Annotated in this window: 15 protein-coding genes; 10 read left to right on the forward strand and 5 right to left on the reverse strand. The window is 38.2% G+C overall.

Translation table 11 applies throughout. From position 1 onward, the window contains the following. Nucleotides 1-8: 8 nt before the first annotated feature. On the forward strand, nucleotides 9-965 hold the full coding sequence (locus tag ESZ48_RS02200; RefSeq protein ID WP_223266332.1) for an endonuclease/exonuclease/phosphatase family protein: 957 nt from the start codon (nucleotides 9-11) through the stop codon (nucleotides 963-965). 92 nt (nucleotides 966-1,057) lie between these two features. Here the strand turns inward: ESZ48_RS02200 and ESZ48_RS02205 are convergent, their stop codons facing one another. From ESZ48_RS02205 to ESZ48_RS02215, 3 genes are read right to left on the reverse strand one after another with little or no spacing between them, the layout of a single operon-like run. Further along, nucleotides 1,058-1,432, reverse strand: coding sequence for a hypothetical protein (locus tag ESZ48_RS02205; protein WP_129015663.1), 375 nt, complete (start codon nucleotides 1,430-1,432; stop codon nucleotides 1,058-1,060). A 26-nt stretch (nucleotides 1,433-1,458) separates the two neighbouring features. After that, nucleotides 1,459-2,874 (reverse strand): DUF5689 domain-containing protein, encoded by a 1,416-nt coding sequence (locus ESZ48_RS02210; RefSeq protein WP_129015664.1) that lies wholly within the window; start codon nucleotides 2,872-2,874, stop codon nucleotides 1,459-1,461. 55 nt (nucleotides 2,875-2,929) lie between these two features. Next, nucleotides 2,930-5,689 carry a TonB-dependent receptor gene (locus ESZ48_RS02215; protein WP_129015665.1) on the reverse strand — a complete coding sequence of 920 codons (2,760 nt, stop codon included), beginning with the start codon at nucleotides 5,687-5,689 and terminating at the stop codon, nucleotides 2,930-2,932. 333 nt (nucleotides 5,690-6,022) lie between these two features. Here ESZ48_RS02215 and ESZ48_RS02220 point away from each other — a divergent pair, with 333 nt between their 5' ends. Further along, nucleotides 6,023-7,075, forward strand: a complete 1,053-nt coding sequence (locus tag ESZ48_RS02220; protein ID WP_129015666.1) for an endonuclease/exonuclease/phosphatase family protein — start codon at nucleotides 6,023-6,025, stop codon at nucleotides 7,073-7,075. Nucleotides 7,076-7,372: 297 nt separating this feature from the next. Here ESZ48_RS02220 and amaB read toward each other — a convergent pair whose 3' ends face one another. Continuing rightward, nucleotides 7,373-8,926 (reverse strand): L-piperidine-6-carboxylate dehydrogenase, encoded by a 1,554-nt coding sequence (gene amaB / locus ESZ48_RS02225; protein ID WP_129015667.1) that lies wholly within the window; start codon nucleotides 8,924-8,926, stop codon nucleotides 7,373-7,375. Nucleotides 8,927-9,044: 118 nt separating this feature from the next. Between amaB and ESZ48_RS02230 the strand changes: the two genes are divergently transcribed. From ESZ48_RS02230 to ESZ48_RS02255, 6 genes are all read left to right on the forward strand, one after another. After that, nucleotides 9,045-10,130 (forward strand): isoaspartyl peptidase/L-asparaginase family protein, encoded by a 1,086-nt coding sequence (locus ESZ48_RS02230; RefSeq protein WP_129015668.1) that lies wholly within the window; start codon nucleotides 9,045-9,047, stop codon nucleotides 10,128-10,130. Between the two features lie 69 nt (nucleotides 10,131-10,199). Next, the gene (locus ESZ48_RS02235) at nucleotides 10,200-15,782 is read left to right on the forward strand and encodes an alpha-2-macroglobulin family protein (RefSeq protein WP_129015669.1); all 5,583 of its coding nucleotides are present in this window, start codon (nucleotides 10,200-10,202) and stop codon (nucleotides 15,780-15,782) included. A 370-nt stretch (nucleotides 15,783-16,152) separates the two neighbouring features. Further along, nucleotides 16,153-16,392, forward strand: a complete 240-nt coding sequence (locus ESZ48_RS02240) for a hexameric tyrosine-coordinated heme protein (protein ID WP_129015670.1) — start codon at nucleotides 16,153-16,155, stop codon at nucleotides 16,390-16,392. A gap of 464 nt (nucleotides 16,393-16,856) precedes the next feature. Further along, nucleotides 16,857-17,216: an endonuclease domain-containing protein gene (locus ESZ48_RS02245; protein WP_129015671.1), complete on the forward strand. Its 360-nt coding sequence runs from the start codon at nucleotides 16,857-16,859 to the stop codon at nucleotides 17,214-17,216. Between the two features lie 750 nt (nucleotides 17,217-17,966). After that, entirely contained in the window at nucleotides 17,967-20,318 is a 2,352-nt protein-coding gene (gene pbpC / locus ESZ48_RS02250) for a penicillin-binding protein 1C (protein ID WP_129015672.1), read from the forward strand. A gap of 60 nt (nucleotides 20,319-20,378) precedes the next feature. Continuing rightward, complete coding sequence (locus ESZ48_RS02255) at nucleotides 20,379-20,810, forward strand: hypothetical protein (protein ID WP_129015673.1); 432 nt, start codon at nucleotides 20,379-20,381, stop codon at nucleotides 20,808-20,810. A gap of 254 nt (nucleotides 20,811-21,064) precedes the next feature. Here ESZ48_RS02255 and ESZ48_RS02260 read toward each other — a convergent pair whose 3' ends face one another. Next, complete coding sequence (locus ESZ48_RS02260; protein ID WP_129015674.1) at nucleotides 21,065-21,496, reverse strand: tellurite resistance TerB family protein; 432 nt, start codon at nucleotides 21,494-21,496, stop codon at nucleotides 21,065-21,067. A gap of 215 nt (nucleotides 21,497-21,711) precedes the next feature. Between ESZ48_RS02260 and mfd the strand changes: the two genes are divergently transcribed. Together mfd and ESZ48_RS02270 are read left to right on the forward strand one after the other, a co-directional pair. Further along, the gene (gene mfd / locus ESZ48_RS02265) at nucleotides 21,712-25,071 is read left to right on the forward strand and encodes a transcription-repair coupling factor (protein ID WP_129015675.1); all 3,360 of its coding nucleotides are present in this window, start codon (nucleotides 21,712-21,714) and stop codon (nucleotides 25,069-25,071) included. Between the two features lie 92 nt (nucleotides 25,072-25,163). Beyond that, nucleotides 25,164-26,486: a TlpA family protein disulfide reductase gene (locus ESZ48_RS02270; RefSeq protein WP_129015676.1), complete on the forward strand. Its 1,323-nt coding sequence runs from the start codon at nucleotides 25,164-25,166 to the stop codon at nucleotides 26,484-26,486. The last annotated feature ends 34 nt before the right edge of the window (nucleotides 26,487-26,520 follow it).

Raw genomic sequence — 26,520 nt, forward strand, 5'->3', positions numbered from 1 at the left:
TTGTTAATGTGAGCCTTCAAACCCCAAATTCTGAAACTTATACGATTGCTTTTTATAATACGGAGAATTTAGTTGATTATATAGATAATCCGCTGACTCTTGACGACGGTTTTTTAGAAACATCATCTAAAAAATGGAACAAAGATCGGTATGAAAATAAAATCTATAAAACGGGGTTGGCAATTTCCAAAATAGGATTTGATGAGCTTCAAAAGCCACCCACATTAATTGGTTTGGCTGAGGTTGAAAACGATAGGGTCTTGAGTGCTTTGGTTGAAAGCGCACATCTAAAAGATTATAATTACGGTTATATACGCTACGACTCGCCAGACGAACGAGGTATTGATGTCGCCTTATTATATGATAAAGATAGTTTTACCGTTGAAAACTCAGATAATATTGTGCTTGAAGTTGAAAGTGAACTTGGCGTAAGAGATTATACTAGGGATATCCTCAAAGTGAGCGGCTATTTGGATGGGGAAAAGATTCATCTCTTGATCAATCATTGGCCTTCAAGGCACCAAGGATCCGACACCACAGGACATAAACGGATGTATGCTGCCCAAAAAGTCGTTGCTCTTATTAATGGTATTTTGGAGAATGATGCTGAAGCAAAGGTTATTGTTATGGGCGATTTTAATGACAATCCAAAAAATGAAAGTATCCAATACTTAAAAAACACCAAATCATTATTTAATCCCATGGAAAAATTGATGTCCTACACTAGAGGTAGTGCCAACCACAATTTTAAATGGATTTTATTTGATCAAATTTTGATGACCAAAAACTTTTTGGAACCACATAATAAAGGTTTAAAGTTTTTGAAAGCTGATATTTTTGATGATAAATTCTTAGCGGAATATCATGGGAAATATAAGGGACAACCTTTTAGAACTTATGCCGGGAATAAATATAAGGGTGGCTTTAGTGATCATTTCCCTGTGTATATTCAGCTGAAAAAGTAGGTGAAATAAAAGTGAGATAATAATAAGATCATCTACACATGGTAAGAAAAGTGTGAATTTTAACTTCTAGATATATCTCAATAGGACATCCGCTAAAAAACCTTCATGAAAATTACAGCCAAAAATATAGCCACAGCAGGAATCAGCCAAAGCGTAAAAATACCATAACTCGATTTCTTCTTTTGATTGGCGTTCATAATCTTTCGTTTTTTACCACTGTACTGAATCCAATTTTTAAAGTAAAGAATTAGGGAAGCCAATACAAACAACACCCAGGCTTTTGTTGCAGTCATGGTTGCCACATGCATCTGATGGAAGAACTCCGCAAAGAACACCCCTAAAACAAGTAAGATTGATGCTTGTACTATGGTGATGTAAAGAATAGCAATGGTGTTGGCCTTTTTTTTATAAGTGCCATTTTTGTAATGGTTAAAACTATTGAAAAATAGTTGGTCAAATAGGGTCATATAAAGTTGGTGTCACTACGATTTACTCATTTTTCCGAAATAAGAATATCGTCAATTAGGTAAGCGCCAGACAATGATGTTGTTCTTCCGTTGCCAGTCACTTTAAAGGCAATGTACAAAATTCCTTCATAGGACGATAGATCAATTAAACCGGAATCAAGGAATTCATGAGATGGGGTACTTTGTGACGGCAAGGAAGCTTCCAAATGGTGCCAGGTTGCGGCTTGGACATTGCTGCCATCATAATCTGTAGATATCATTACTTCCAAAATATTGGTGGAAGACCTCACTTGGTATTGGGCAGCTTTAAAGTTTAAATAAGCACGAGATTGTGCGTTTTTATGATAACCTGGCGTTATCAGCCATCCAATATTAGAAGTATTTCCTGATCCCACAGGATTAAATTCGGCATATCCATTTGCGTCAGAAATATTCGTTTTCCATTTTACCTTTCCGGCTTGAGAAAAATTGGTCCAACCTTCAAAATCTACATCGGCGTCGTCAACTGCCGATTCAAAGTCTTCTTTAAAAACGATATTGAAATCGTCAATACCCACTGGTGTGCATCTACTTTCGTTCATGTCGACACCTTCCAAATCATTCAAAGCTAAAACGATCGCGCTGCCATCAAATGTTTTTGTAATCACGCCCTTAATCGTTCCATTTCCAAGAGGCAGCAAGACATCTTTAAAGGTTGTAAAAGAACTCGTTTCCAAAGGGAAATAAAAATATCCAATAGCACTTGAGCATGTTTGCATCTCTCTAACCGTATCAAAATCCTGAGCAGGATCAAAGTAGCGTTTTCCCTCCAAGCCATCATTAAATTCCACGTCATTAAACTGCACATACAGCCCTAAATTGGCGGCGCTAACTTCTGAAAATTGAAGTTGCAGTGGTATTAATTCTAAAGTATTTTGGGAACGGAATAGCTGCTGTTTACGTTGATTTTCGGTCAAACGTTTTACCGTGGTTCCATATTGATCAGTAGCCGTTTCACCCCCGATGGTCACAAGCCCATTACCCACACGTTCCTCGCCGATATAAAGACCTTTTAATTTGATATATACTTCTCTTCCAAAATTATATTGGTTATAAGTTTCCACTTGATTGAGGATGACTTTAATACCGGCAGTAGGATTTTCTGGGGCATTCTGAAGAAAGATTTCTTTAAAAAAATTACCTTCTTTATCTGAGGAACTGACGTACCCTTTAACATAAAGATCCGTGTCAATTAAAACCGGTTTCTTATAATTGTTGCTGTATTTTAATTTCAATTCGGTAAATGAAACTTCAATGGCGCCACTTGCCAAAAGTGCTTCCAGACCTTTGTTTTCTTCAACACCCAGGTCGTCAGGAACCGAAAAGTCATCGTCTTGTACACAAGAAGTCATCACCATACTCATGGTTATCGTGATGAAAGTCGCTAAAATTCTATTTGTCATAAACATAATTTTGTAGTTTTTAGAAGTCTTAGATTCTTGATATTTCTGTTCATTTTCAGAACCTGACATGAACGTTCAAAAAGTAAGTCGTTCCACGGCCATACCAATATTTTGATCCAAATACAGGAATGTCATTGCTCGCATCTTTTTTAAGCATTCTATAATTTGCATTTCTACCTTGTTCAAAGCCTCCAGTTTTGTGTGCTACGTCCAGGAGATTATTAACACTTGCAAAGAATCCCACAAAATAGCTGTTGATCCGCCATGATTTTCCACCCACAAGATTCACGATCATATAGTCGTCAAATTTTTCCTGTTTTAAAAGCTGTCTTGCCACCTCAGGATCATAGTCGTTAAAAGGTAAACCATCAGCATCCGTATAGAAATTATGTGTTCTCGTTAGCGGACTGATGTCGATATAGGTATTATCAAAAAAATTGGCGGTGGCACCAAACCACCAATAATCCGGATCCCGATATTCAAAACCTACAGAATATGCGGTTTGAGGTCCGCCAGCAAGTCTGTAGTTTTTAAGATTGGCCTTTCCAAAATCAATCCCGTTAGGATTAGTGAAACTCGAAGAAGTCAAATATAAATTTGGATTGTTGGCATAGGTATATTGCCCGTAAGAAGCGACACCTTTTATTTTTATCCCTGGGGTAACTTGTGCTTCAATGCCAAATTCCCCACCAAAATGTGTTTTATCAATCCCTTGTGAGATTTCTTGAACAAATGCTGAGGTTTGGTTTTCTGCAATTTCAAAACTGCTCAGGCCATCGGCGTAGTAAAAGGAAATTTTATTGGCATCTTCAATTTTTGAATAATACCCGGTCAATTTTGCCTTTACCATGGAAGAGCGGAAAATATAGCTCGCATCCACAGAAGATGTTTTTTCCTCGGTTATATTTTTCACTACGTTGTGATTTTCCCTCGCGTTGGAATAAGTATTTCTAAGCGTTGGTGCTTTTGAAAGATAGCTCGCATTGACATTCAATACGTGTTTTCCACTAAGCTTATAGGTCAACCCAGCCTTGGCTCCCAAACCCGTAAAGCTTTGTTTTTCGCCTTTTCCGAGAGAATTATTCTCGTAGATCTCATGTTGATAAAGTCCTTCGCGTTGATAAGTGGTGTTTGAAACACTAAAAGCTGCAAAATAGTCGACTTTTTTGTACCTAAATTGTGCCTGTGCAAATCCGGAAATCACGCGAGCATAAATGTTGTAATTGTATCTAAACCGATCCCCTTCACCAACAATTCTATTCGGATTTTGTAAATCATATTGAATATTGTCAAAGGAATCCACATTCAAGACACCTGATGCACCCAATAAATCTTTGACCTCGGCAAAATTCTCAGATTTTAGATGGCGATAATTGATGGCACCATTTATAGTGATATGGTCGGTAATATCAGAAGTAAGGATGCTATTTACAGTGAATTGGGTGTCATCATTTCTGTCCTCATATATAGCATAGGCTGCGTTTAAACCACTGCTATTATTGGTGATATTGGCATCATAGGTTCTGTTCCAATCAATCTGACCGTCTTTTAAAAAGGCTTGTTCCAGTTGATAAGCCTTGGCATAATCCGGGCCATTTTTATCTGCTAAAGCATAACTTGGCAATTTTTGATAATACGCAGGACTTGGATTGGCGCCACCAGGATAATCCAATCGGCTGTTTCCTGTTTTACCAAATTGGTAGCCAAGGTTAGTATTCAAACTGGTTTTACTGTTTAAGTCCCAATAATGATTCAACATGAAGATAGGTTCATCCACCTCCTTAACACGTGAATTGCGTTTTTCACCGTTTTGAAATCCCCAATACTCATTGTACTTGATGCCTTTTAAATCGTAAACTTCTTGTGTGTTTGGAGAGGATTTCCCTCGACGATTAGGTGTATAAAAAGAGGTAAAATTGATACTATGTTCGTCATTTATTTTCTTCTCAACGGAAGCAAAGAATGAATTGGAAGCATAGAATGTGGCGTCTTGAAAACCTTCTTCTCCCCATCGCCTTCCAACAGCGGCAGATATTGACCAACCGCCTTCCATGAGTCCTGTGGCATAACTTGCAATCACTCTTTGTGTATAACTTCTGTCCGAGATTGAGTATGTGAGACGGCCGCCCTTTCTATATTCTGAAGCTCTGGTAGTGATGTGGGTTGATCCTAAGATGCCACCAAAAGTATAATTTGATGGCGACAGGTTTGGTGACAGCTCTTGATTTCTCAGTACATCATTTAAGCCACCCCAGTTGCTCCACTCTGGTCGTCCACTGTAAAGCTTGTTCATTTCAATACCATTGATCAATACTGAACTATTTTCTGAATCGAGACCTCTTACTTTAAAAAACGAAGAGCTAAATTCAAAGGCGACGGTGCGTTGGTAAACATCTTGAGAAGACTGCAAAAGGCCGGAAATATTATCTGATCCGCCAGTACTGTCATCATTTAACTCATCATCAGATAGGGTGATGATATACATATCAACGGAATCAGCAACATTAATATCGAGCATCATATCCTGGATATCCAAGGTTTGCCCTTCGTTTACAATGATAGGAAAGCGTTTGGTAACATATCCCGCTTTTTCAACCTTGAGTATCTGTTCGCCTAAAGGGACATTGGAAGTGAAGTTGAATTGTCCTTCGGCATCAGTATGGGTAATTTGAAGGGTTTCTTCAATGGTGATGACCACGTTAGGAATTGGAACATTAGTGGTGCCATCAATAACGCTTCCTTTTACGATGGTTTCTTGCGCAGTGGCTGTAAAGACAGAGAAAATTCCAAATAAGAAAACAGAACTTTTTTTCATAAGAACATTTTTTTATTCACACCAATGGGTTTTAAGATCCCGAGACTTGCCTCGATCGAAAAGACAATTTCTTATTCATACCTCGTGGGCTCGACCCAAGGTCCCTGATTTCAGTTTTGAAAAACCTATCTGCTATAGTTAGATCTGCATTTGGCTCAAAATAGTGTCGTATTTATAGCAAAAAATAGATTTGACTTGATTCTGTTTAAGATTATATCTTTTTTCTTTACCATCTAGTAATTAGGCATTTAAGATAGTCAAAATATGTATTGTTTATAATAAAGTTTTACATTTGGTATAATCTTTTAGTGACTTATCAAAAATGTGCAAAGAATGAAATTTCAAAAATCAGTTTTTACATTGATATTTTTAGTGTTGGTCACTAACCTTTGGTCTCAAGAATCTAAAAGATTTAAGATCCATACCATTGCCTTTTATAATTTGGAGAATTTATTCGATACGATTAATGATCCTACCAAATTTGATGAGGCGAGTCCGATAATGGAAATGACTACGGGACGATCAGAAGTGTACAAAAAGAAGGTCCGCAATATGGCGCGGGTTATCGCGGATATTGGTACTGATGGCGCAGGCAATGCTCCGGCGATTTTGGGTGTTGCAGAAATTGAGAACCGAGATGTCATGGTTGATGTGGTGAATGACCCGCTACTATTGGGATTTGATTATGGGATTATTCATTACGATTCTCCAGACAAACGCGGCATTGACGTAGGAATGATTTATCAGAAGGCGATATTTCAACCGATACAAACCAGTAGCCATACCTTATATATTTATGACGACATCACCAGAAACCGTGTGTATACCAGAGATCAGCTTTTAGTGAGTGGAAATTTGGAAGGCGATTTGATACACATTATTGTCAACCACTGGCCTTCTCGAAGTGGAGGAGAAGAACGCAGTAGAAGCAAGCGTGTTGGTGCAGCCAAGCTCAATAAACGAATTATCGATTCCTTACAGATTATTGATCCCTATGCTAAAATTATTATTATGGGCGATTTGAATGACGACCCCATCAATGTCAGCGTTAAGGACATTTTAAAAGCAAAATCAGAAAAAAAAGAGGTGGAATTGAAAGGCATTTACAATCCTTACGAAAGTTTTTACAAAAGTGGATTGGGTACGAATGCTTGGCGTGATGCCTGGAGTTTATTTGATCAAATTATGATGACCCAACCCTTATTGGAAAAGGATTATTCTTCCTTCAGGTTTTATAAAGCCTTTATCTACAATAAAAATTATTTGACCACAAAACGAGGCCGATGGAAAGGCTATCCTTTTAGAAGTTTTGCCGATGGAGGATTTACCGGAGGCTTTAGTGACCACTTTCCTGTGTACATTTACTTGATTAAGGAAGTTGAGTAAAACGGCCTGTGCGAAATTGGAAACCAATCCCCTGCAAGTTTGGACGGATCCTAAGACTGAAATACTTAACTATTATTCGATTAAATTTCTCTCTGAAAGTTGAAAAAATCCCAGAGGGATGACATCTTTGTAAGAAACATAACTTCTAAAACCCAAGCTCCGTAGGAGCGACATCTTATTCGCCGTTTATATGATAAGAAATGCGAAGTTTAAAATTCTAATCTGGTAGTAAGGCTTGTTTATACAAAAAAAGCCACCTTTTAAAAAGTGGCTTTTAAATAAAATATGTTTATCGGTTTACAAGTCAAACTTAATCCCTTGTGCTAAAGGTAAATCTGCTGTGTAATTAATGGTATTCGTTTGACGTCTCATATACACTTTCCATGCATCTGATCCTGATTGACGTCCGCCACCGGTATCTTTTTCACCTCCAAAAGCACCGCCAATTTCGGCACCTGAAGTTCCAATATTCACGTTTGAAATCCCACAATCAGATCCTTGTACCGATAAGAAAGCTTCGGCTTCACGTAAATTACTCGTCATAATTGCTGAAGACAAGCCTTGCATCACACCATTTTGAATCTCTATGGCACTGTGTACGTCTCCAGAATACTTTAATAAATAAAGAACTGGCGCAAATGTTTCATGTTGAACGATTTCATATTCAGGTTGTGCTTCAGCGATTGCTGGTTTTACATAGCATCCACTTTCATAACCTTCGCCTGAAAGCACGCCGCCTTCTACGATGATTTTTCCACCCTCTTCAACTACTTTTTCTAAAGCTTCTTGGTACATTCTCACCGCATCCTTATCAATCAACGGCCCCACATGGTTATTTTCATCCAACGGATTTCCAATACGCAATTGCTTGTAGGCAGTTATCAAGCCTTCCTTAACTTTATCGTATATACTCTCATGAATAATCAATCTACGGGTTGAAGTACAACGTTGTCCTGCAGTACCAACAGCGCCAAACACAGCACCGATGATGGTCATTTTGATATCAGCATTTGGCGTAACAATGATCGCATTGTTTCCACCCAATTCCAATAGCGATCTTCCTAAACGCGCTGCAATTTCCTGTGCTACAATTTTACCCATTCTGGTTGAACCTGTTGCAGAAATCAATGACATACGCGCATCTTTTGTCATCATTTCACCCACGCGATAATCGCCAGTGATCAAACAAGAAATACCTTCTGGTAAATTGTTGGCTTTAAAAACTTCAGCCGCAATATTCTGACAAGCGATGCCACATAATGGCGCTTTTTCACTTGGTTTCCAAACACAAACATCACCACAAACCCACGCCAAAGCAGTGTTCCAAGACCAAACAGCTACTGGGAAGTTAAACGCCGAAATAATCCCAACAACACCTAATGGATGGTATTGCTCATACATTCTATGTCCTGGGCGTTCAGAATGCATGGTTAAACCGTGAAGTTGACGGGAAAGACCCACTGCAAAATCGCAGATATCAATCATTTCCTGTACTTCGCCTAAACCTTCTTGATAGGATTTACCCATTTCATAGGATACCAATTTACCAAGGGCTTCTTTCTTTTCTCTCAATTTCTCACCAAACTGACGCACAATTTCTCCTCGTTGAGGTGCTGGCATCATTTTCCAAGTTTTAAAAGCCGAAGTTGCAGTCTGCATGACCTTTTCATAATCTTCTTTGGTAGTTGTTTTGACCTTGCCTATCAGTTTTCCATCTACTGGAGAGTAGCTTTCAATAACCTCGCCGTTAGAAAAATTATTCGAGCCTGTAGAAGAGCCCTCATTTATATCTTTAACGCCTAATTCCTTTAGGGCTTTTTCAATTCCAAAATCTGTAGCAACTGCTTGCATATATGTGTTTTTTTATTAATTAATGATTCTTGCGAAGATAACAATAAAATGTCGCTTTTTGAAGCGAGAGCTTCTTAAAAAAATGCTAACTTTAAGGCTGATTTTCAATTTATATACTATGAAAAACCTGATTTATTTTCCCCTTTTGATGTTTTTATTTTTAAACTGTAAAGACGATCAAAAAGCTTCTGCTTCAGAGCAACAAACAAAAATCGAAACCCCAGACACCAAGGATATCAAGTCTAAAAAAACCAACGAGTTTGCCATTGTCATCCATGGAGGTGCTGGAACTATTTTAAGAAAAAATATGTCGCCAGAAGATGAAGCTGCTTATAATGCGAAGTTGGAGGAAGCTATTAGAGTTGGTCATGACATTCTAAAAAACGGTGGATCGAGTTTGGATGCGGTTGAGAAGACCATTAACGTTTTAGAAAATTCGCCTTTGTTCAATGCGGGAAAAGGGGCTGTGTTTACAAACGCTGGCATTAATGAATTGGACGCTTCCATTATGGATGGCAAAAACTTGGATGCTGGAGCATCTGCCGGAACAAAAACAGTAAAAAACCCCATCAACTTAGCACGAGCAGTAATGGAGAAATCACCTCATGTGATGTTATCTGGAGAGGGCGCAGAGCAGTTTGCAAAAGAACAAGGTTTGGAAATTGTTGATCCGTCTTATTTTTATACCGAAGCACGTTTCAAAGCCTTAGAAAGGGTAAAAGCTTCTGAAGAAAACGAAACAGCCAGAGATAAGTCGGCGTTTTATGACCCCACAATTAAAGATTCAAAATTTGGAACTGTGGGCTGTGTGGCATTGGATAAAAACGGAAATCTTGCTGCAGGAACGTCAACTGGAGGCATGACCAACAAACGTTGGGGACGTATTGGAGATGCGCCAATCATTGGAGCTGGGACTTATGCCAATAACGCCACCTGCGCTGTAAGCAGTACCGGTTGGGGTGAATATTTTATACGTGCTATGGTAGCCCATGATATTTCAGCATTGATGGACTATAAAGGCATGAGTTTACAGGAAGCTGCCAAAGAGGTCATCCAGAAAAAAGTACCAGATCTGGGTGGTGATGGTGGTATTATTGCAGTAGATAAGGATGGAAATATGGTGATGGAATTCAATACTGAAGGCATGTACAGAGCGTCAATGGATGCTTCTGGAAACCTAACCATTGGAATTTACAAAGATTAATTTTTAGAATTAGTTCTATATTTACAACAGCCTTAATCTTCATAATTTCCATTTAACACCATGAATTGTATGTCCTTTAAAAATAGTATTACATGTGTCTTTGCACTACTTCTCGTGGTTTCTTGTAAAAAGGACAACATTTCACATGAAGAAACCGATAACCTTTTCAAGTTCCGTGATTATATCAGTTACACCACTGCTGGTCGTGTGTCTATTGCCGATCCTATCATTATCAATCTGACCAATGATGTGGAAGGCTGGACTATTGGGCAGGAAATTTCCGAAAAGATTGTCACTATAAAACCTCATGTTCAAGGAAAATTATTGGTAGAAAATGCGCACGCTTTAGTTTTTAAACCAGACGAAACACTTCAACCAGATACAGAGTATAGTGTGACGGTTAAGTTGGACAAGATTTATAAAAATCAACCCAAAGAATTTGGAGCCTATACGTTTCAATTCAAAACGATTGCACCGAATTTCAATGTAGTGACTAATAACTTACAGTCTTACAGCAAAAACTGGCAGTACTTGGAAGCGGCTTTAAAATCGGCAGATATTATTGACATTAAAGATGCCAAACAACTTGTTGAAGCATGGCAAAAGGGTAAGAAACTCAAGTTGCAATGGAATGAGTCCATTGAAAAATCCAAAGTTTTTGAATTCAAAATTGATAGCATTAATCGACTTATTGAAGACAGCGAGATTTTGGTCAAATGGAATGGGAAAGCTATTAAGGCAGATAATTCGGGAGAGAATAAATTCAATATTCCAGGCATCAATAATTTTACCATTGTTAATGTTGAGGTGGTTCAAACACCAGAACAGTACTTATCGCTTAATTTTTCTGATCCTTTAAAAAAGCAACAAAACTTTGATGGTCTGGTCACCATTCAGAATTCTAAAAATCCAAAATTTATTGTGGATGGTAACGTATTGAAAGTGTATCCAAGCTCAAAATTGGTGGGTGATGTTTTGGTCGATGTTTTTCAGGGGATAACCAATACAGACGGATTCAAACTTAAAAAGCAATTTTCACAAACCATCTCTTTTGAAGACTTAAAACCACAGGTCAGGTTGATCAGCAACGGCACCATTCTGCCTAATTCCAATGAATTAAAATTCAATTTTGAAGCGGTCAATTTAAAGGCGGTTGATGTACGGATCATCAAGATCTTTGAGGATAACGTGTTACAATTTCTTCAGGATAACCAATTGCAAAGCAATAATGAATCGGCTATAAAGCGAGTAGGAAGGCGGATTGCCAAACAAACCATTACCCTGCAAAATGATGCGGTTGAAAATGATGGCAAATGGAAAGCCTATAGCATTGATCTTTCTAAATTCTTCAATGCCGATGCTGGTGCGATTTACCGTGTCGAATTGAGCATTAAAAAAGAATATTCAATGTTCAATTGTGATAATTATACCAATGTTGAAAATTCAGACGAGGATTATTATGAGGACTATTACTACAACGATTATTATGAAGATAATTACAATGAAAGCACTACTGAAGATGATGATCTCCGCGAAGAGGAATATTGGGATAATTTAATCTACAGTTACCGAAATTCCAACTACAACTGGAATGAGCGTAATAATCCATGTCACGAGGCGTACTATAATGAAAATCGTGTTGTAGCCCAGAACTTATTAGCGTCCAATTTGGGCGTTATTGCAAAACAAGGCGCTAATAATACCTACTATTTTGCGGTCACTAATATTTTGGATACGAGTCCAGAAGCTGGAGCCATGGTACGTTTGTTCAATTTCCAACAACAGGAGGTTGGAAGAGCCACAACCGACAGTGAAGGCTTGACCACATTCAAGACCAATAAATTTGCAACTTTCGCCATTGTTACCAAAGGGAAAAACACCACTTATATCAAATTGGTAGATGGCAACTCCTTGTCGTTAAGCAAATTTGATGTGTCTGGAAATAGCTTACAACGGGGACTTAAAGGATATATCTATGGCGAACGTGGAGTTTGGCGTCCTGGAGATTCGTTGTTTTTAACGTTTATGTTGAATGATAACGACAACAAATTACCAAAAGGACATCCTGTTAAGATGGAAATCACCGACCCCAGTGGTAAACTGATTTACAAAAATATCAGTACAGAAAATATCAATAATTTCTACCGATTTACCGTGCCAACCCACAGTGAGCACAAAACGGGAAGTTATAGTGCGAAGGTTTCGGTTGGTGGTGCGTCGTTTTATAAGAGCTTGCGTGTAGAAACCGTAAAGCCTAACCGATTAAAAATTAAAATAGATTTTGAAGATGAAGTGCTTTCGAGCAATGCCCCTTTAAATGGTACTTTGGATGTCAAATGGTTGCATGGCGCTCCTGCAAAGAATTTAAAAGCGGAGATAAAAGCCAAATTCAGCACCTCTTACGAAGGCTTCAAAAATTATAAGGATTATGAATTTGTGGATCCAACACGCTCGTTTTCTTCGGAAGAAATGAATGTTTTTGAAGGGAATTTGAATGAAGATGGCATCGCGAACGTCAATACGTCTTTAAATGTTGGCAAAAATGCTCCGGGATTATTGAACGTTCAGTTTTTAGTAAGAGCTTTTGAAAATGGCGGTGATTTCTCATTGGATGCTTTTACAAAAATCTATGCACCTTACAATTCCTTTGTCGGATTGAAATCCCCGGAAGGGAATCGCTACGGCTCGTTCTTTACGGATGAAAACCAAACCTTTGACGTGGTTACGGTAGATGCAAAAGGCAATCCTGTAAAGCGTGAAAATCTCGAAGTCAAAGTCTATAAAATCGAATGGCGTTGGTGGTGGAACTCATCTTATGATAATCTATCCAGTTATGTGTCCAGCAATTACCATCGTTCTTATTTGGATAAAAAAGTGACTACTGATGCCAACGGGAAAGGAAGATTCACCCTAAACATTCCAGAAAATGAACGCGGACGCTATTTGATCAGGATTACAGATCCAAAAAGTGGTCATGCTACGGGAAGAACGGCATATTTCTACAAGAACTGGTATCAAAACTCGCCAGATACAGATAAAGAAGCAGCAAAAATGTTGATTTTTGCGGCGGACAAAGAAAATTATAATGTTGGAGAAGCCGCTAAGATTACATTCCCTTCAGGAACTCAAGGCAGGGCCCTTGTCAGTATTGAAAATGGATCAGAAGTGTTGTCCTATAAATGGGTAGTGACCACGCAAGGTGAAACAACGGTCAATATACCAATTACGGCTGAAATGGCACCTAATGTCTTTGTCAATATCTCGTTATTGCAACCGCATGCCACAACGGCTAATGATTTACCAATTCGTTTATTCGGAGTGATTCCAATAATGGTTGAAAACCCAGCCACCAAATTGAAACCGGAGATCAAGATGCCAGATGTACTTCAGCCAGAACAGGAGTTTGAAGTGGTAGTCAGTGAAAAGAATAAAAAATCAATGACCTACACCATCGCCATTGTTGAAGAAGGTTTATTGGATCTCACCCGATTTAAAACGCCAAATGCGTGGGATGAGTTTTTTGCGCGGGAAGCACTGGGTGTAAAAACTTGGGATATTTTTGATGACGTTATTGGCGCTTATAGTGGTAGTATTGACCAGGTATTCGCCATTGGTGGTGATGCCAATGCCGCCGCAGGGAAAAATAAAAAAGCCAACCGATTTAAACCGGTGGTTACTTATTTAGGACCTTTTACTTTGGGTGCAGGCGAAAAGAAATCGCATAAAATAAAAATGCCGAACTATATAGGTGCAGTCCGGGCGATGGTAGTTGCGGGAGATGCAAAAACTGAAGCTTATGGTAGTGTTGATAAATCGGTGCAGGTCAAAAAACCGTTGATGGTCTTAGCCAGCTTGCCAAGAAAATTGAGTCCGGGAGAAAAAGTAACCTTACCGGTTACGGTATTTGCCATGGAGTCTAAAGTTAAAAATGTCAACATTAGTTTAAAACTCAGTGATGGTATTTCAGTGGTTGGAGACAAATCGAAATCGCTCACTTTTGCAAGACCAGACGAGCAAATGGCTTATTTTGAATTGGATGTGAGTAAGGCAAAAGGCTTCAACACCGTAGAAGTGATTGCCAGCGGAAATGGCGAGAAATCAACTTACAAAGTAGAAATTGATGTTTACAATCCTAATCCAATCAGCTCAAAAGCACTGGATGAAACTTTAGAAGCCAACGCTTCAAAAACGATGGATTTCTCAACCTTTGGTGAAATGGGCACCAATAGTGCAACCGTTGAGTTTTCGACTTTGCCGCCAATGGACTTCTCGAGGCGTTTACAGTTTTTAGTACAATATCCACATGGATGTTTGGAGCAAACCACTTCTGGGGTGTTTCCACAATTATATTTGACCGATATCTTCGATTTGACCGCTCAGAAAAAGCAGGAAATCCAAAAGAATATTGAAAGCGGAATCAAGCGTTTGGGTAATTTCCAATTGGCATCAGGCGGGATGAGTTATTGGATGGGAGAAAACACCGCGAATGATTGGAGCACAACTTATACCGGTCATTTTATGTTGGAAGCGGAGAAGAAAGGATTTGTATTGCCATTGACGTTCAAGAGCAATTGGTTACGCTACCAAAAACAGGCTGCGAGTGATTGGCGCCCGAGTTATAGAGCAGCAAATACTGATTTAGCCCAGGCTTATCGTCTTTACACATTGGCATTGGCGGGAAGTGCAGATTTGGCAGCCATGAACCGTTTGCGTGAGTTTAGCGAAATTTCCAATGAAGCCAAATGGCGATTGGCTGCAGCCTATGCTTTGGCGGGACAGAAAGAAGCAAGCGATAATATTTCGAATACGGCAAATATCAACTTCTTGCCTCCACAAAATAATTATTATACTTATGGTTCTGTAGATAGAAATAGAGCGATGGCTTTGGAAACGATGGTGTTGACCAAAAACCCTAAAATGCGCGAATTGGCACAAGATCTTGCCAAAGATCTTTCCAGTAATCGATGGATGAGTACGCAAACCACGGCTTATAGCTTATTGGCGATGGCAAAAATGGTAGAAGCAAACGGCGGAAAAGCATTAAAAGTGGAATATACGCTGAATGGCAAATCTGAAACCATCGATACAAAAAGTGCCATTGCACAACGTGAGTTGTTAGTAAAAGAGGGGAGCAATACATTTAGCATCAAAAACAATCAAGCCAATGTGGTCTATGTTCGCGTGTTGAATTCTGGTAAATTACCGCTTGGTGAGGAGATTTCAGAACAACGCGGGTTGAGTGTTTCTGTGGTTTATAAAGATTTAAATGGCAATGTTATAGACATCGGAAAGTTAAACCAAGGTCAGGATTTTGTTGCTGTGGTTAAAGTCAGTAATCTTAAAAATCAAGATGTAAATGATGTGGCGTTAACCCAAATCTTTCCATCTGGCTGGGAAATTGTCAATACACGTTTTACCGCTTTTGGAGATACCACCACAAGTCAGGCGAGATATACAGACATCAGGGATGATCGGGTAAACTTTTATTTCGACTTGCCACAACGTGGTAAAAATGACAGCAAGACATTTACCGTCATGTTGAACGCATCTTATTTAGGCACTTATTATTTGCCAGGCGTTCAAGCGGAAGCCATGTATGATAATGAGTTTTTGGTAAGAAGTAAAGGAAGGTGGATTGAAGTGAATCAGTAAAATTCCTGCGAAGGCAGGAATCTTAGAGTTTTTAAGACCGAGGCATCGATACTGAAAATTTTAACCACCTCGCCTGCCTGTCGGGAGACAGGTCTTCATCCCGATGCTCGTGATGAAGCCACTGCTCCTTTTAAAGGAGGGGAAGTTAAGTTGGTGATAAAAATTTAAAAATATAGCCAAATCAAAAACTTCCTTCCCTTTTTAAGGGAAGGTGGCTTTAAGCTCAGAATAGAGCTTAAAGGCGGAAGGGTTTTCTATAAAAATAAAATATTTTAAACCCTATTGAATTAATCATAAAAGTCCTGAGTATAATAATTTAGCTGCAATACAACAGCACCAAACAAATAGTAACCATTAAAAAGTAAGAAACATGTCAGAACAAGTTCAATTGGTACCTAACAACTCTTTAATCACAAAAACGCCAGAGGAAGGCAGGCAATTAGCTGTAAAAATGGCAAGACTCATCATAAAAGTCACTCAACCTGATGCTGCGGTGAGAGAAAAACTTCGTCCCGTATATGCTGAAGATGCGGCAATGCTAATTGCAATAGGACAAACGGTTGCTACAGAATTTGCGACTATTGCGGCTGCGAATAATTATTGGAGATAAGTTTTTGATAAAGGACAATTTGCTCGTTTTAACAACCACCTCGCCTTCATCCCGTTTTCTCTGGATGAAGCCACTCCTCCTTCAAAAGGAGGAGAGTTTAAGTTGGTGATAAAAATTTTAAAATTTAGCACAATCAAAAAATTCCTTCCCTTTTTAAGGGAAGGTGGCTTTAAGCTCGGGAGAGAGCTTAAAGACGGAAGGGTCGTTTTTTCTAAATTATGCTAAATGAAATAAAACTTAGTTTTAAATGATAGTTATTAACCACCTCGACTTCATCTCGATTCTCGTGATGAAGCCACTCCTCCTTCAAAAGGAGGTGAATTTGAGCTTATCATTCGATTTAAAATTGCGCTACTTTTTTAAATAGTGCCGAATCAAAAACTTCCTTCCCTTTTTAAGGGAAGGTGGCTTTAAGCTCCGGAGAGAGCTTCAAGACGGAAGGGTTTATATTGAGTTAATTAAAAATGAAATCAAACATCCATAATCGAAAGTATCTTATAGAGCGGAGGAAAGAACTCAGAAACAATTCCACCTCTGCTGAAGCGACTTTATGGAAGTCACTACAAAGAAATCAATTGGACGGACGAAAATTTAGAAGGCAACACAGTATTGAAAATTATATCGTCGATTTTTATTGTGCCTCTGAAAAATTAGTAATTGAATTGGATGGCGCGGTTCATTTGGATTTTGCAATTAGTAATTATGATTATGAGAGGGAACAAAAATTGAAATCCCTTGGATTTAAGGTGCTGAGGTTTGAAAACAGGGAGGTTTTTGAAAATTTAGAAAGCTTGCTAAATGAAATAAAACTTAGTTTTAAATGATAGTTATTAACCACCTCGTCTTCATCCCGTTTTCTCGGGATGAAGCCACTCCTCCTTAAAAAGGAGGAGAAGTTTAGATTATGATTAGATTTGAAATTAGGCGTACATTTTTAAATAAGGTCGAATCAAAAAAATTCCTTCCCTTTTTAAGGGAAGGTGGCTTTAAGCTTCGAAGAGTATTTAAAGGCGGAAAGGTTGTTTTTTCTAAATTATGCTAAATGAAATAAAACTTAGTTTTAAATGATAGTTATTAACCACCTCGACTTCATCTCGATTCTCGTGATGAAGCCACTCCTCCTTTAAAAGGAGGAGAATTTGAGCTTATTATTCTATTTAAAATTGCGCATACGTTTTTAAATAATGCCGAATCAAAAAATTCCTTCCCTTTTCAAGGGAAGGTGGCTTTAAGCTCCGGAGAAAGCTTTAAGGCGGAAGGGTTGTTTTTTCTAAATTATGCTAAATGAAATAAAACTTAGTTTTAAATGATAGTTATTAACCACCTCGACTTCATCTCGATTCTCGTGATGAAGCCACTCCTCCTTTAAAAGGAGGAGAATTTGAGCTTATTATTCTATTTAAAATTGCGCATACGTTTTTAAATAATGCCGAATCAAAAAACTTCCTTCCCTTTTTAAGGGAAGGTGGCTTTAAGCTCCGGAGAGAGCTTAAAGACGGAAGGGTTATGTATCAATTTAAATATAAAACAAATTAAGACCTCACAGGTTTTTAAAACCTGTGAGGTCTTTAACCATGAACAAACTACTAAGATATATTAAACGCCACAAATTCAAATCGGCCATTATTTTTATAGTAGTGGTGGTCTATTATTTTTGTTTGCCACAACAATTGTTCAAAGATCCAACGGCAACCGTTATTACAAGCTCTAATAACGAACTTTTAGGAGCTATGATTGCCGAAGATGGCCAATGGCGATTTCCTCAAAACGACACCGTTCCAGAAAAATTCAAAGTCTGTATTCTTCAATTTGAAGATGCCTATTTTTATCGACATCCTGGATTCAATCCAGTGTCTATTTTTAAAGCTTTAAGGCAAAACTTAAGTTCGGGAGGTGTGAAAAGAGGCGGCAGTACCATCACACAACAAGTCATCCGTTTATCCCGAAAAGGTCAATCCAGAACCTATTTTGAGAAAATTAAGGAAATTGTTTTCGCCACTCGATTGGAATTTAGAGCATCCAAAGAGAAAATCCTTTCCTATTACAGTAGCAATGCGCCTTTTGGAGGAAATGTCGTGGGATTGGATGCAGCATCATGGCGTTATTTTAATAGAGATGCCTCACAATTATCTTGGGCAGAAAGCGCCACTTTAGCCGTTTTGCCAAATGCACCAAGTTTAATCTATCCCGGAAAAAACCAAGAGCAACTGTTCAAAAAACGCAATCGGTTATTGGAGAAATTGATGACACAGGGCGTTATTGACACGTTGACCTATCAATTGTCCATAGCTGAAGGATTGCCTCAAAAACCGTATCCTTTGCCACAAATTGCACCGCATTTACTTCAAAAAGTGACTCAAACACATTTTGGAAAATATGTCCAGACCACGGTCAAAAAGCCGATTCAGGAGCAAGTCAACAGAATTGTATATAACCACTATACCAACCTCAAACAGAACGAAATTTACAATGCAGCGGTTCTGGTATTGGATGTCAAAACTCGTAAAGTTTTGGCGTATGTTGGCAATACGCCCACAGATAAGGAACACGAAAAAGACGTTGATGTCATTGACAAACCGAGAAGTACAGGAAGTATTTTAAAACCATTTTTATATGCCGCCATGTTGGATGCCGGAGATCTCTTGCCCAACACTTTGGTGGCGGATGTGCCCACGCAATACGGAAGTTACAATCCTGAGAATTATGACAAACAATACGATGGCGCGGTTCCTGCAAGTCGTGCCTTGTCACGTTCGTTGAATGTGCCGTCTGTAAGGATGTTGCAGGAATTTGGATTGGATCGGTTTCATCATTATTTAAAAGCATTGCACTTAAAGGACTTACAATACAATGCCAATCATTATGGATTGTCGCTCATTCTTGGTGGTGCTGAAAGTAATCTATGGGATTTATGCAAAAGCTACGCATCCTTATCATCAACTCTAAATCATTTTAACGAGACCTCCAGCGAATACTTCAGCAATGAATTCTGTGAACCTACATATTTAGAAGATAAAACAATTGACTTTGGCAAAAGAACATCTGATAAAACCTTATTTGATGCGGCTTCAATTTATTTGACATTTGAAAGTTTGAAAGAAGTGAACCGTCCGGAAGGCAATGAAAATTGGGAGTTTTACGACAGCTCCAAACAGATTGCCTGGAAAACAGGAACGAGTTTCGGATTCAGGGATGCTTGGGCGATCGGTACCACTAAAGATTATGTCGTAGGGGTTTGGGTTGGAAATGCTGATGGCGAAGGCAGACCAGGTTTGGTTGGGGTGCAAACTGCAGCGCCAATTTTATTTGATGTGTTTGATGTTTTGCCCAAAAGTGATTGGTTTTCCAAGCCTTTCGATGAAATGCAGGAAGTCGATATTTGCTCACAATCGGGACATCGGGCATCTCCAAATTGTGAAAACAAAGAACCAAAATACATTCAGATTGCTGGACTTAAAACGCCGCCTTGTCCTTATCATATTTTAGTGCATTTGGATAAAAATGAGCAATACCAAGTGAATTCTTCTTGTGAAGATTTAAATAATATGGTGCATAAATCATGGTTTGTCCTGCCACCACTTATGGAATATTATTACAAAGCGCAGAATCCATTTTACAAACCATTGCCGCCATTTAGAGAGGATTGTTTTGGGGAGAGCACTGTTGTTATGGAATTCATTTATCCGAAGGAAAACAACACCATTTTTTTACCTAAGGATTTTGACGGACAAACCAACGATTTGATATTGAAAGTGGCGCATTCCAAACCCGAAACTTTGGTGTTTTGGTATCTGGATGAGCGTTATTTAGGGAGCACCACAGACATTCATGAATTCGCCATGCAGCCAAAAAACGGGAAACATATGATTACGGTCGTGGACGCATTTGGCAATGAAAGTAAGCGCTGGATTGAAATTTCAGAATAATGCATCCAAATCAATATATAAAATGACTATTTTTGTTTTTAACCTTTCAAACAAAAAACCATGTACGAAACAGTAAAAATGTTGCATTCCTATTGGGCCTATTTGACCCTTTTATTGATTGTAATTGCTACTTTAAACGCTTTGTTTAAATATTTTGGAAAGAAGGAATTCCATCCTTTGGATTTTAGAATTTCTTTATTTACCCTTATTGTAACACATATTCAGCTACTTATAGGCATCGTGCTACTCTTTGCTTATCTGGACGTGATTTCAGGTGCAGGCATGAAAGAGATTATGGGGAATAGCGTCCTAAGATCAAATGTTGTGGAACATCCCCTCATGATGATTATAGCCGTGGTTTTAATTACTATCGGTTACTCAAAGCACAAAAAGAAATTGACTTCAACGCCAAAATTCAAAATGTTGGCCATTTTTTATACCTTGGCTCTTATTTCTGTCTTGGCAAAAATTCCTTGGAATACTTGGTTCTAACAAATCATTATTAATTTCAATTCATAAAAAAACCAGAGCTATAAACTCTGGTTTTAGTTTTTTGTAAGGATTTATCTCAATGGAATGTAGTTGTAATCATTAGAACTTTAATCGACTTTAGACGTTATAAACAATGAAAGCTAATTATTATTGATCAGGAACCAAGTCTTGATTCTCAGCCTGTCGATAGGTAGGTTTGATCTAAAACCGACCCGTGCTGAGTGTAGTCGAAGCAAGCGGTCTTTGCTCTGATTTTATCTATTCATGTTTTTCATTTCATCAATAAACGTGTCAATGTCAACACCATTGGCAACTAGCGTTAACGCTTTGTCAACAATATACTTTACGTTATCGGGCTTAAAACCTAAGCCAACACCAATCTTCTTCAACAACACCTCTTCTCCGTCACCTTGGATATGGTCAACATGTACCATTCGTGCCAAATCAAATAAACGCTCTAAACGGCTGTCATAAGATGTGGGAGGATTTATGGGATGTGACTGATAGTTCTTAAGGATGTTTTTATATTCGCCTTCACTAATGTCCAAACTGTGCGCTAAACGATCTAAAAATGCCTTCTCATCGTCGGTTATAACACCATCATCCATGGCTACTCTTACAATTGAAGCAAAATGATCTTCATTACGCTTTTTAAATCCACTATCGAATAAATCTGAAATTGACATACTTGTTTTGTTTTAATCGCCACGTTTTGTGACCTTCAAAACTACATATTTTTTTTATTATGGCCCTCAAAAATATAATGAAAAATAGTGACTTGTTCTTACACTTCCCATATAAGAAATAGACCTGGTTGATCAATTTCTTTTAAGATTAAATTCACAGACGTAATATGGTACATATAGATACTAACCTTTATATTTGCCTAAAATAAATTGCCTTGAGTAAATTACATCTCTCGCAAGCTTATACACAGACTTTGCAAACGCGAAATCTGCAAGCTGCTATTGCCATATATCAAAGTAAGACACATTTAAAAGGACTAATTGGGTCGTCCTTAAGTTTTGTTATTTCAGAAACATTCAAGACTGCGGAATCTCCTTTTTTGCTGGTTTTTAATGATAAAGAAGAAGCTGCTTTTTACCTTAACGATTTAGAGCTGCTGATCAACGACAAGGACGTGCTTTTTTATCCGGGAAGCTACAGGCGACCTTATCAAATTGAAGAAACAGATAACGCAAACGTGCTTTTGCGCGCAGAGGTTCTAAACAGAATCAATAGTCGTAAAAAGCCAGCGATTATAGTCACCTATCCCGATGCACTTTTTGAGAAAGTTGTGACACGAAAGGAGTTGGAACGCAATACCTTAAAAATTTCTGTAAATGATAATCTGTCCATCGACTTTGTAAACGAGGTACTTTTTGAATACCAATTCAAACGGGTGGATTTTGTTACAGAACCAGGTGAGTTTTCGGTGCGTGGCGGAATTGTAGACGTATTTTCATTCTCTAACGACGAACCTTACCGAATTGAGTTTTTTGGTGATGAAGTGGATAGCATCAGAACTTTTGATGTTGAAACACAATTGTCGACCGAAAAAATTAAGAAAATCAACGTGATTCCCAATGTTGAAAATAAATTTTCAGATGAGACTCGAGAAAGTTTCTTGAAATATATTGCCTCAAAAACGGTGGTATTTTCTAAGAACTTAGATTTATTGTTTTCAAGAATAGACGATTTTTACGAGAAAGCAGAAGAGGCTTTTAAATCCCTTTCCCAAGAAATTAGACGCGCTTCTCCGGAAGAATTGTTCTGCAGTTCAGAATTTTTGAAAAGACAACTGCTTGAATTTACTTTGGTTGAATTTGGTGCTTCATCTGTAATGAGTAAAGAATTGGTTGAATTTCATACCACGCCACAACCGTCTTTCAATAAGCAATTTGATTTATTGATTGAGAATTTAAATAGTTATCACGATAAAGGCTACACCAATTTTATTGCATGTGCGAGCGAGCAACAGGCCAAGCGTTTTCACGATATTTTTGAAGATGTCAGTACAGAGCGCCATAGAGCATTGGAGCTTGGCGTGCATTATAAAACTATTGTCTTGTCTTTGTATCAGGGATTTATTGATCACGACAACAAGATTATCTGTTATACCGATCACCAAATCTTTGAACGTTACCATAAATTCCATCTTAAAAATGGTTACGCCAAAAAACAGGCCATTACTTTAAAAGAATTGACCAACCTTGATATTGGCGACTATGTCACCCATATTGATCACGGGATTGGACGTTTTGGAGGATTGCAGAAGATTGATGTGGAAGGCAAAAAGCAAGAAGCCATCAAATTGATCTATGGCGAACGTGATGTACTTTATTTAAGCATTCACTCGCTCCATAAAATATCCAAGTTTAATGGTAAAGATGGCAAGCCACCAAAAATTTACAAACTTGGCAGTAATGCTTGGAAAAACTTAAAGCAAAAGACCAAAACACGAGTTAAGGAAATTGCCTTCAATTTGATTCAGCTGTACGCCAAACGTAAATTGGAAAAAGGTTTTCAATACCATCCCGATAGCGCCATGCAAATGGAGTTGGAAGCGTCGTTTATTTATGAAGATACGCCAGATCAGACTACAGCTACCGCCGATATAAAATCCGATATGGAAAGCGAACGCCCAATGGATCGATTGATCTGTGGCGATGTGGGTTTTGGTAAAACCGAAGTGGCTGTTAGAGCTGCTTTTAAAGCGGTAGATAATGGCAAACAAGTGGCCATTTTAGTGCCAACGACCATTTTGGCCTATCAACATTCCAGAACGTTTAAGGAACGGTTGAAAGATTTTCCTGTAACCGTCGATTATTTGAACCGATTTAGAACGGCAAAGGAAAAACGTGACACGCTGGAGCGTCTTGAAAGTGGCAACTTGGATATCATCATTGGTACCCATCAATTGGTCAATAAAAATGTAAAATTTAAGGATTTAGGACTTTTGATCGTTGATGAGGAGCAGAAATTTGGTGTGGCGGTCAAGGAAAAATTAAAAACTCTCAAGGATAATGTGGACGTATTGACTTTAACTGCTACGCCCATTCCAAGAACTCTACAGTTCAGTTTGATGGCTGCGCGAGATTTATCGGTCATTACAACGCCACCTCCAAATCGATATCCCATAGAAAGTCATGTCATTAGATTTAGTGAGGAAACCATTCGCGATGCGGTGATTTATGAAATCCAACGTGGCGGACAGGTGTTCTTTATCCATAATCGTATAGAAAACATTAAGGAAGTTGCCGGTATGATCCAACGTTTGGTGCCCGATGCTAAAATTGGTATTGGACACGGGCAGTTGGAAGGTAAAAAATTAGAGCAGTTAATGCTTGCTTTTATGAATGGTGAATTTGACGTTTTGGTCAGTACCACTATTGTAGAAAGTGGTTTGGACGTCGCAAATGCCAATACGATTTTCATTAATAATGCGAATAATTTTGGTTTAAGCGATTTGCACCAAATGCGCGGTAGGGTGGGAAGAAGCAATAAAAAGGCATTCTGTTATTTTATTACGCCAGAGTATTCAGCCATGACAGATGATGCACGAAAGCGAATCACAGCTCTTGAGCAATTCACAGAATTGGGAAGTGGTTTCAATATTGCCATGAAAGATTTGGAAATCAGAGGCGCTGGTGATTTGTTGGGAGGTGAACAAAGCGGATTTATAAATGATATTGGCTTTGATACTTATCAAAAAATATTAAATGAAGCCATAGAGGAATTGAAGGAAAATGAATTTAAAGATTTATATCAAGACGAGCATATAGAAAGGGATTATGTCAAAGACATTACCATCGATACAGATTTTGAATTGTTGTTTCCTGATGATTATGTGAATAATATCGCGGAGCGTTTGAATCTCTACACTAAACTTAATGAGATCAAAACTGAGGAAGAACTTCAAAAGTTTGAAACCGATATTATCGATCGCTTTGGTGAAATGCCAAAACAAGTGGTTGATTTATTAAACAGTGTCCGTATCAAATGGGTTGCTACCAAAATTGGTTTGGAAAAAGTAGTGATGAAACAAGGCAAGTTGATAGGGTATTTTATTAGTGATCAGCAAAGTGCATTTTATCAAAGTGCAGGATTTAACAAAGTGATCCAGTATATCCAAACCCATCCAGGCGCAGGGAAAATGAGAGAAAAGCAGACCAGGACAGGGCTACGTTTATTGCTTACCTTTGAACATATTAAAACGGTTAACCAAGCCTTAACGGCATTGAAGCCTATAGTGGCGTGATTATTGAAGCACTAAGATTTTAAAAATCACGAAGTTTACGGTCCCGATGCATCGGGATTTGTGGAATTATAAAAAATAAAAATAGTCATCGAATGAGAAAATTGATTTTACTTTTGACGTTGTTTCCATCGTTATTAATGGCACAACACTCCATTGAAGGCACCTTTTCGCCAGTTGAAGATTTCACCTACGCTTTTCTATACAAAGCAAGTCCGACGGGTGCAGAATATGTAGATAGAGGTAAAGTAGATGAAAATGGCCAGTTCAAAATTGAATTGGACACTACAGAAACCGCCGGGATTTATAAAATAGTCTATGGGGTACCTCAAGAAATGAACAATTTTGATTTGATCTATAGTGGCAATGAAGATGTTGTTTTACATTTTAGCTTGACCGAGGGTTTGGAGTTTAAAGAATCCAATGAGAATAAATTATGGGCCTCCTACACCAATAGCATTGAAATGATCAACAGGGCCATCGGTAATTTTTATACGCAGAAAAGTGACGATAAAGCAGCTTTTAAGGACATTTTCAAAACCTTGAAAGAGACTCAGGATGCTTTTGAACTGGCTTCAAAGGGCACCATGGCTTCGGTATTTATTAAAGCAAATAAGTCTTATATACCTGAAACTTACGAAGATATTTCTACCTATTCCAAAAATTTGAAAGACACGTATCTCGCCAATGTCGATTTTAGCAATCCGCTCTTGCAAAGTTCAGAGTTTTTGACCGATAGGGTGAGGGCTTATATTTTTGGAATGTCAGAAGATGCATCGGAAGATTTTTATAAACACCAGATTGATAATTTGGTCAATTATATTGGGAAAGACAATTCAGAAATAAAGATGGCATTATTACAGGCCATTTGGTCTAATATGGTGCAAATTGAAGAGGATAAGGTCGCTAATTATATTTCGGATGCTTATTTATTGAAACTGGCAACGGAGGCAAATAATACGATGTTGGTTAACGTATTGACAATTTTTAAAAACACTTCTGTTGGGGCTTTGGCAATAGATTTTCCTATTCATATGGAGGTGGATGGCAAGACCATTGCAACCACACTACATGACCTAAACATGGCAGATAATTACTTGCTTATTTTTTGGAATAGTGGTTGTTCACATTGTTTAGAACAATTACCTGAAATTAAGAAAACAGTTGATCAAATAGATCCTAAAATATTGAAAGTGATTGCTTATGCTACACAGGGGGAAGATGTGGCATGGGATAGAGAAATCCTTAAGTACCCTAAGTTCATTCATCTTATTGATTCTGGAACTCCAAGACGCTTTGTGAGCAGTGAATATGGTGTGGAAAGTACGCCTACCTACTTTATTTTGGATAAAAACAAGAAAATTATCGCAAAACCCGATAGTTTAGAAGAGTTACAAACCCTTTTAAATGATTTGTAAAAAAAGCGTCTGTTTTTAAAAACAGACGCTTTTT

The organism is Gelidibacter gilvus (assembly GCF_004115975.1).
Taxonomy (GTDB): Bacteria; Bacteroidota; Bacteroidia; order Flavobacteriales; family Flavobacteriaceae; genus Gelidibacter; species Gelidibacter gilvus.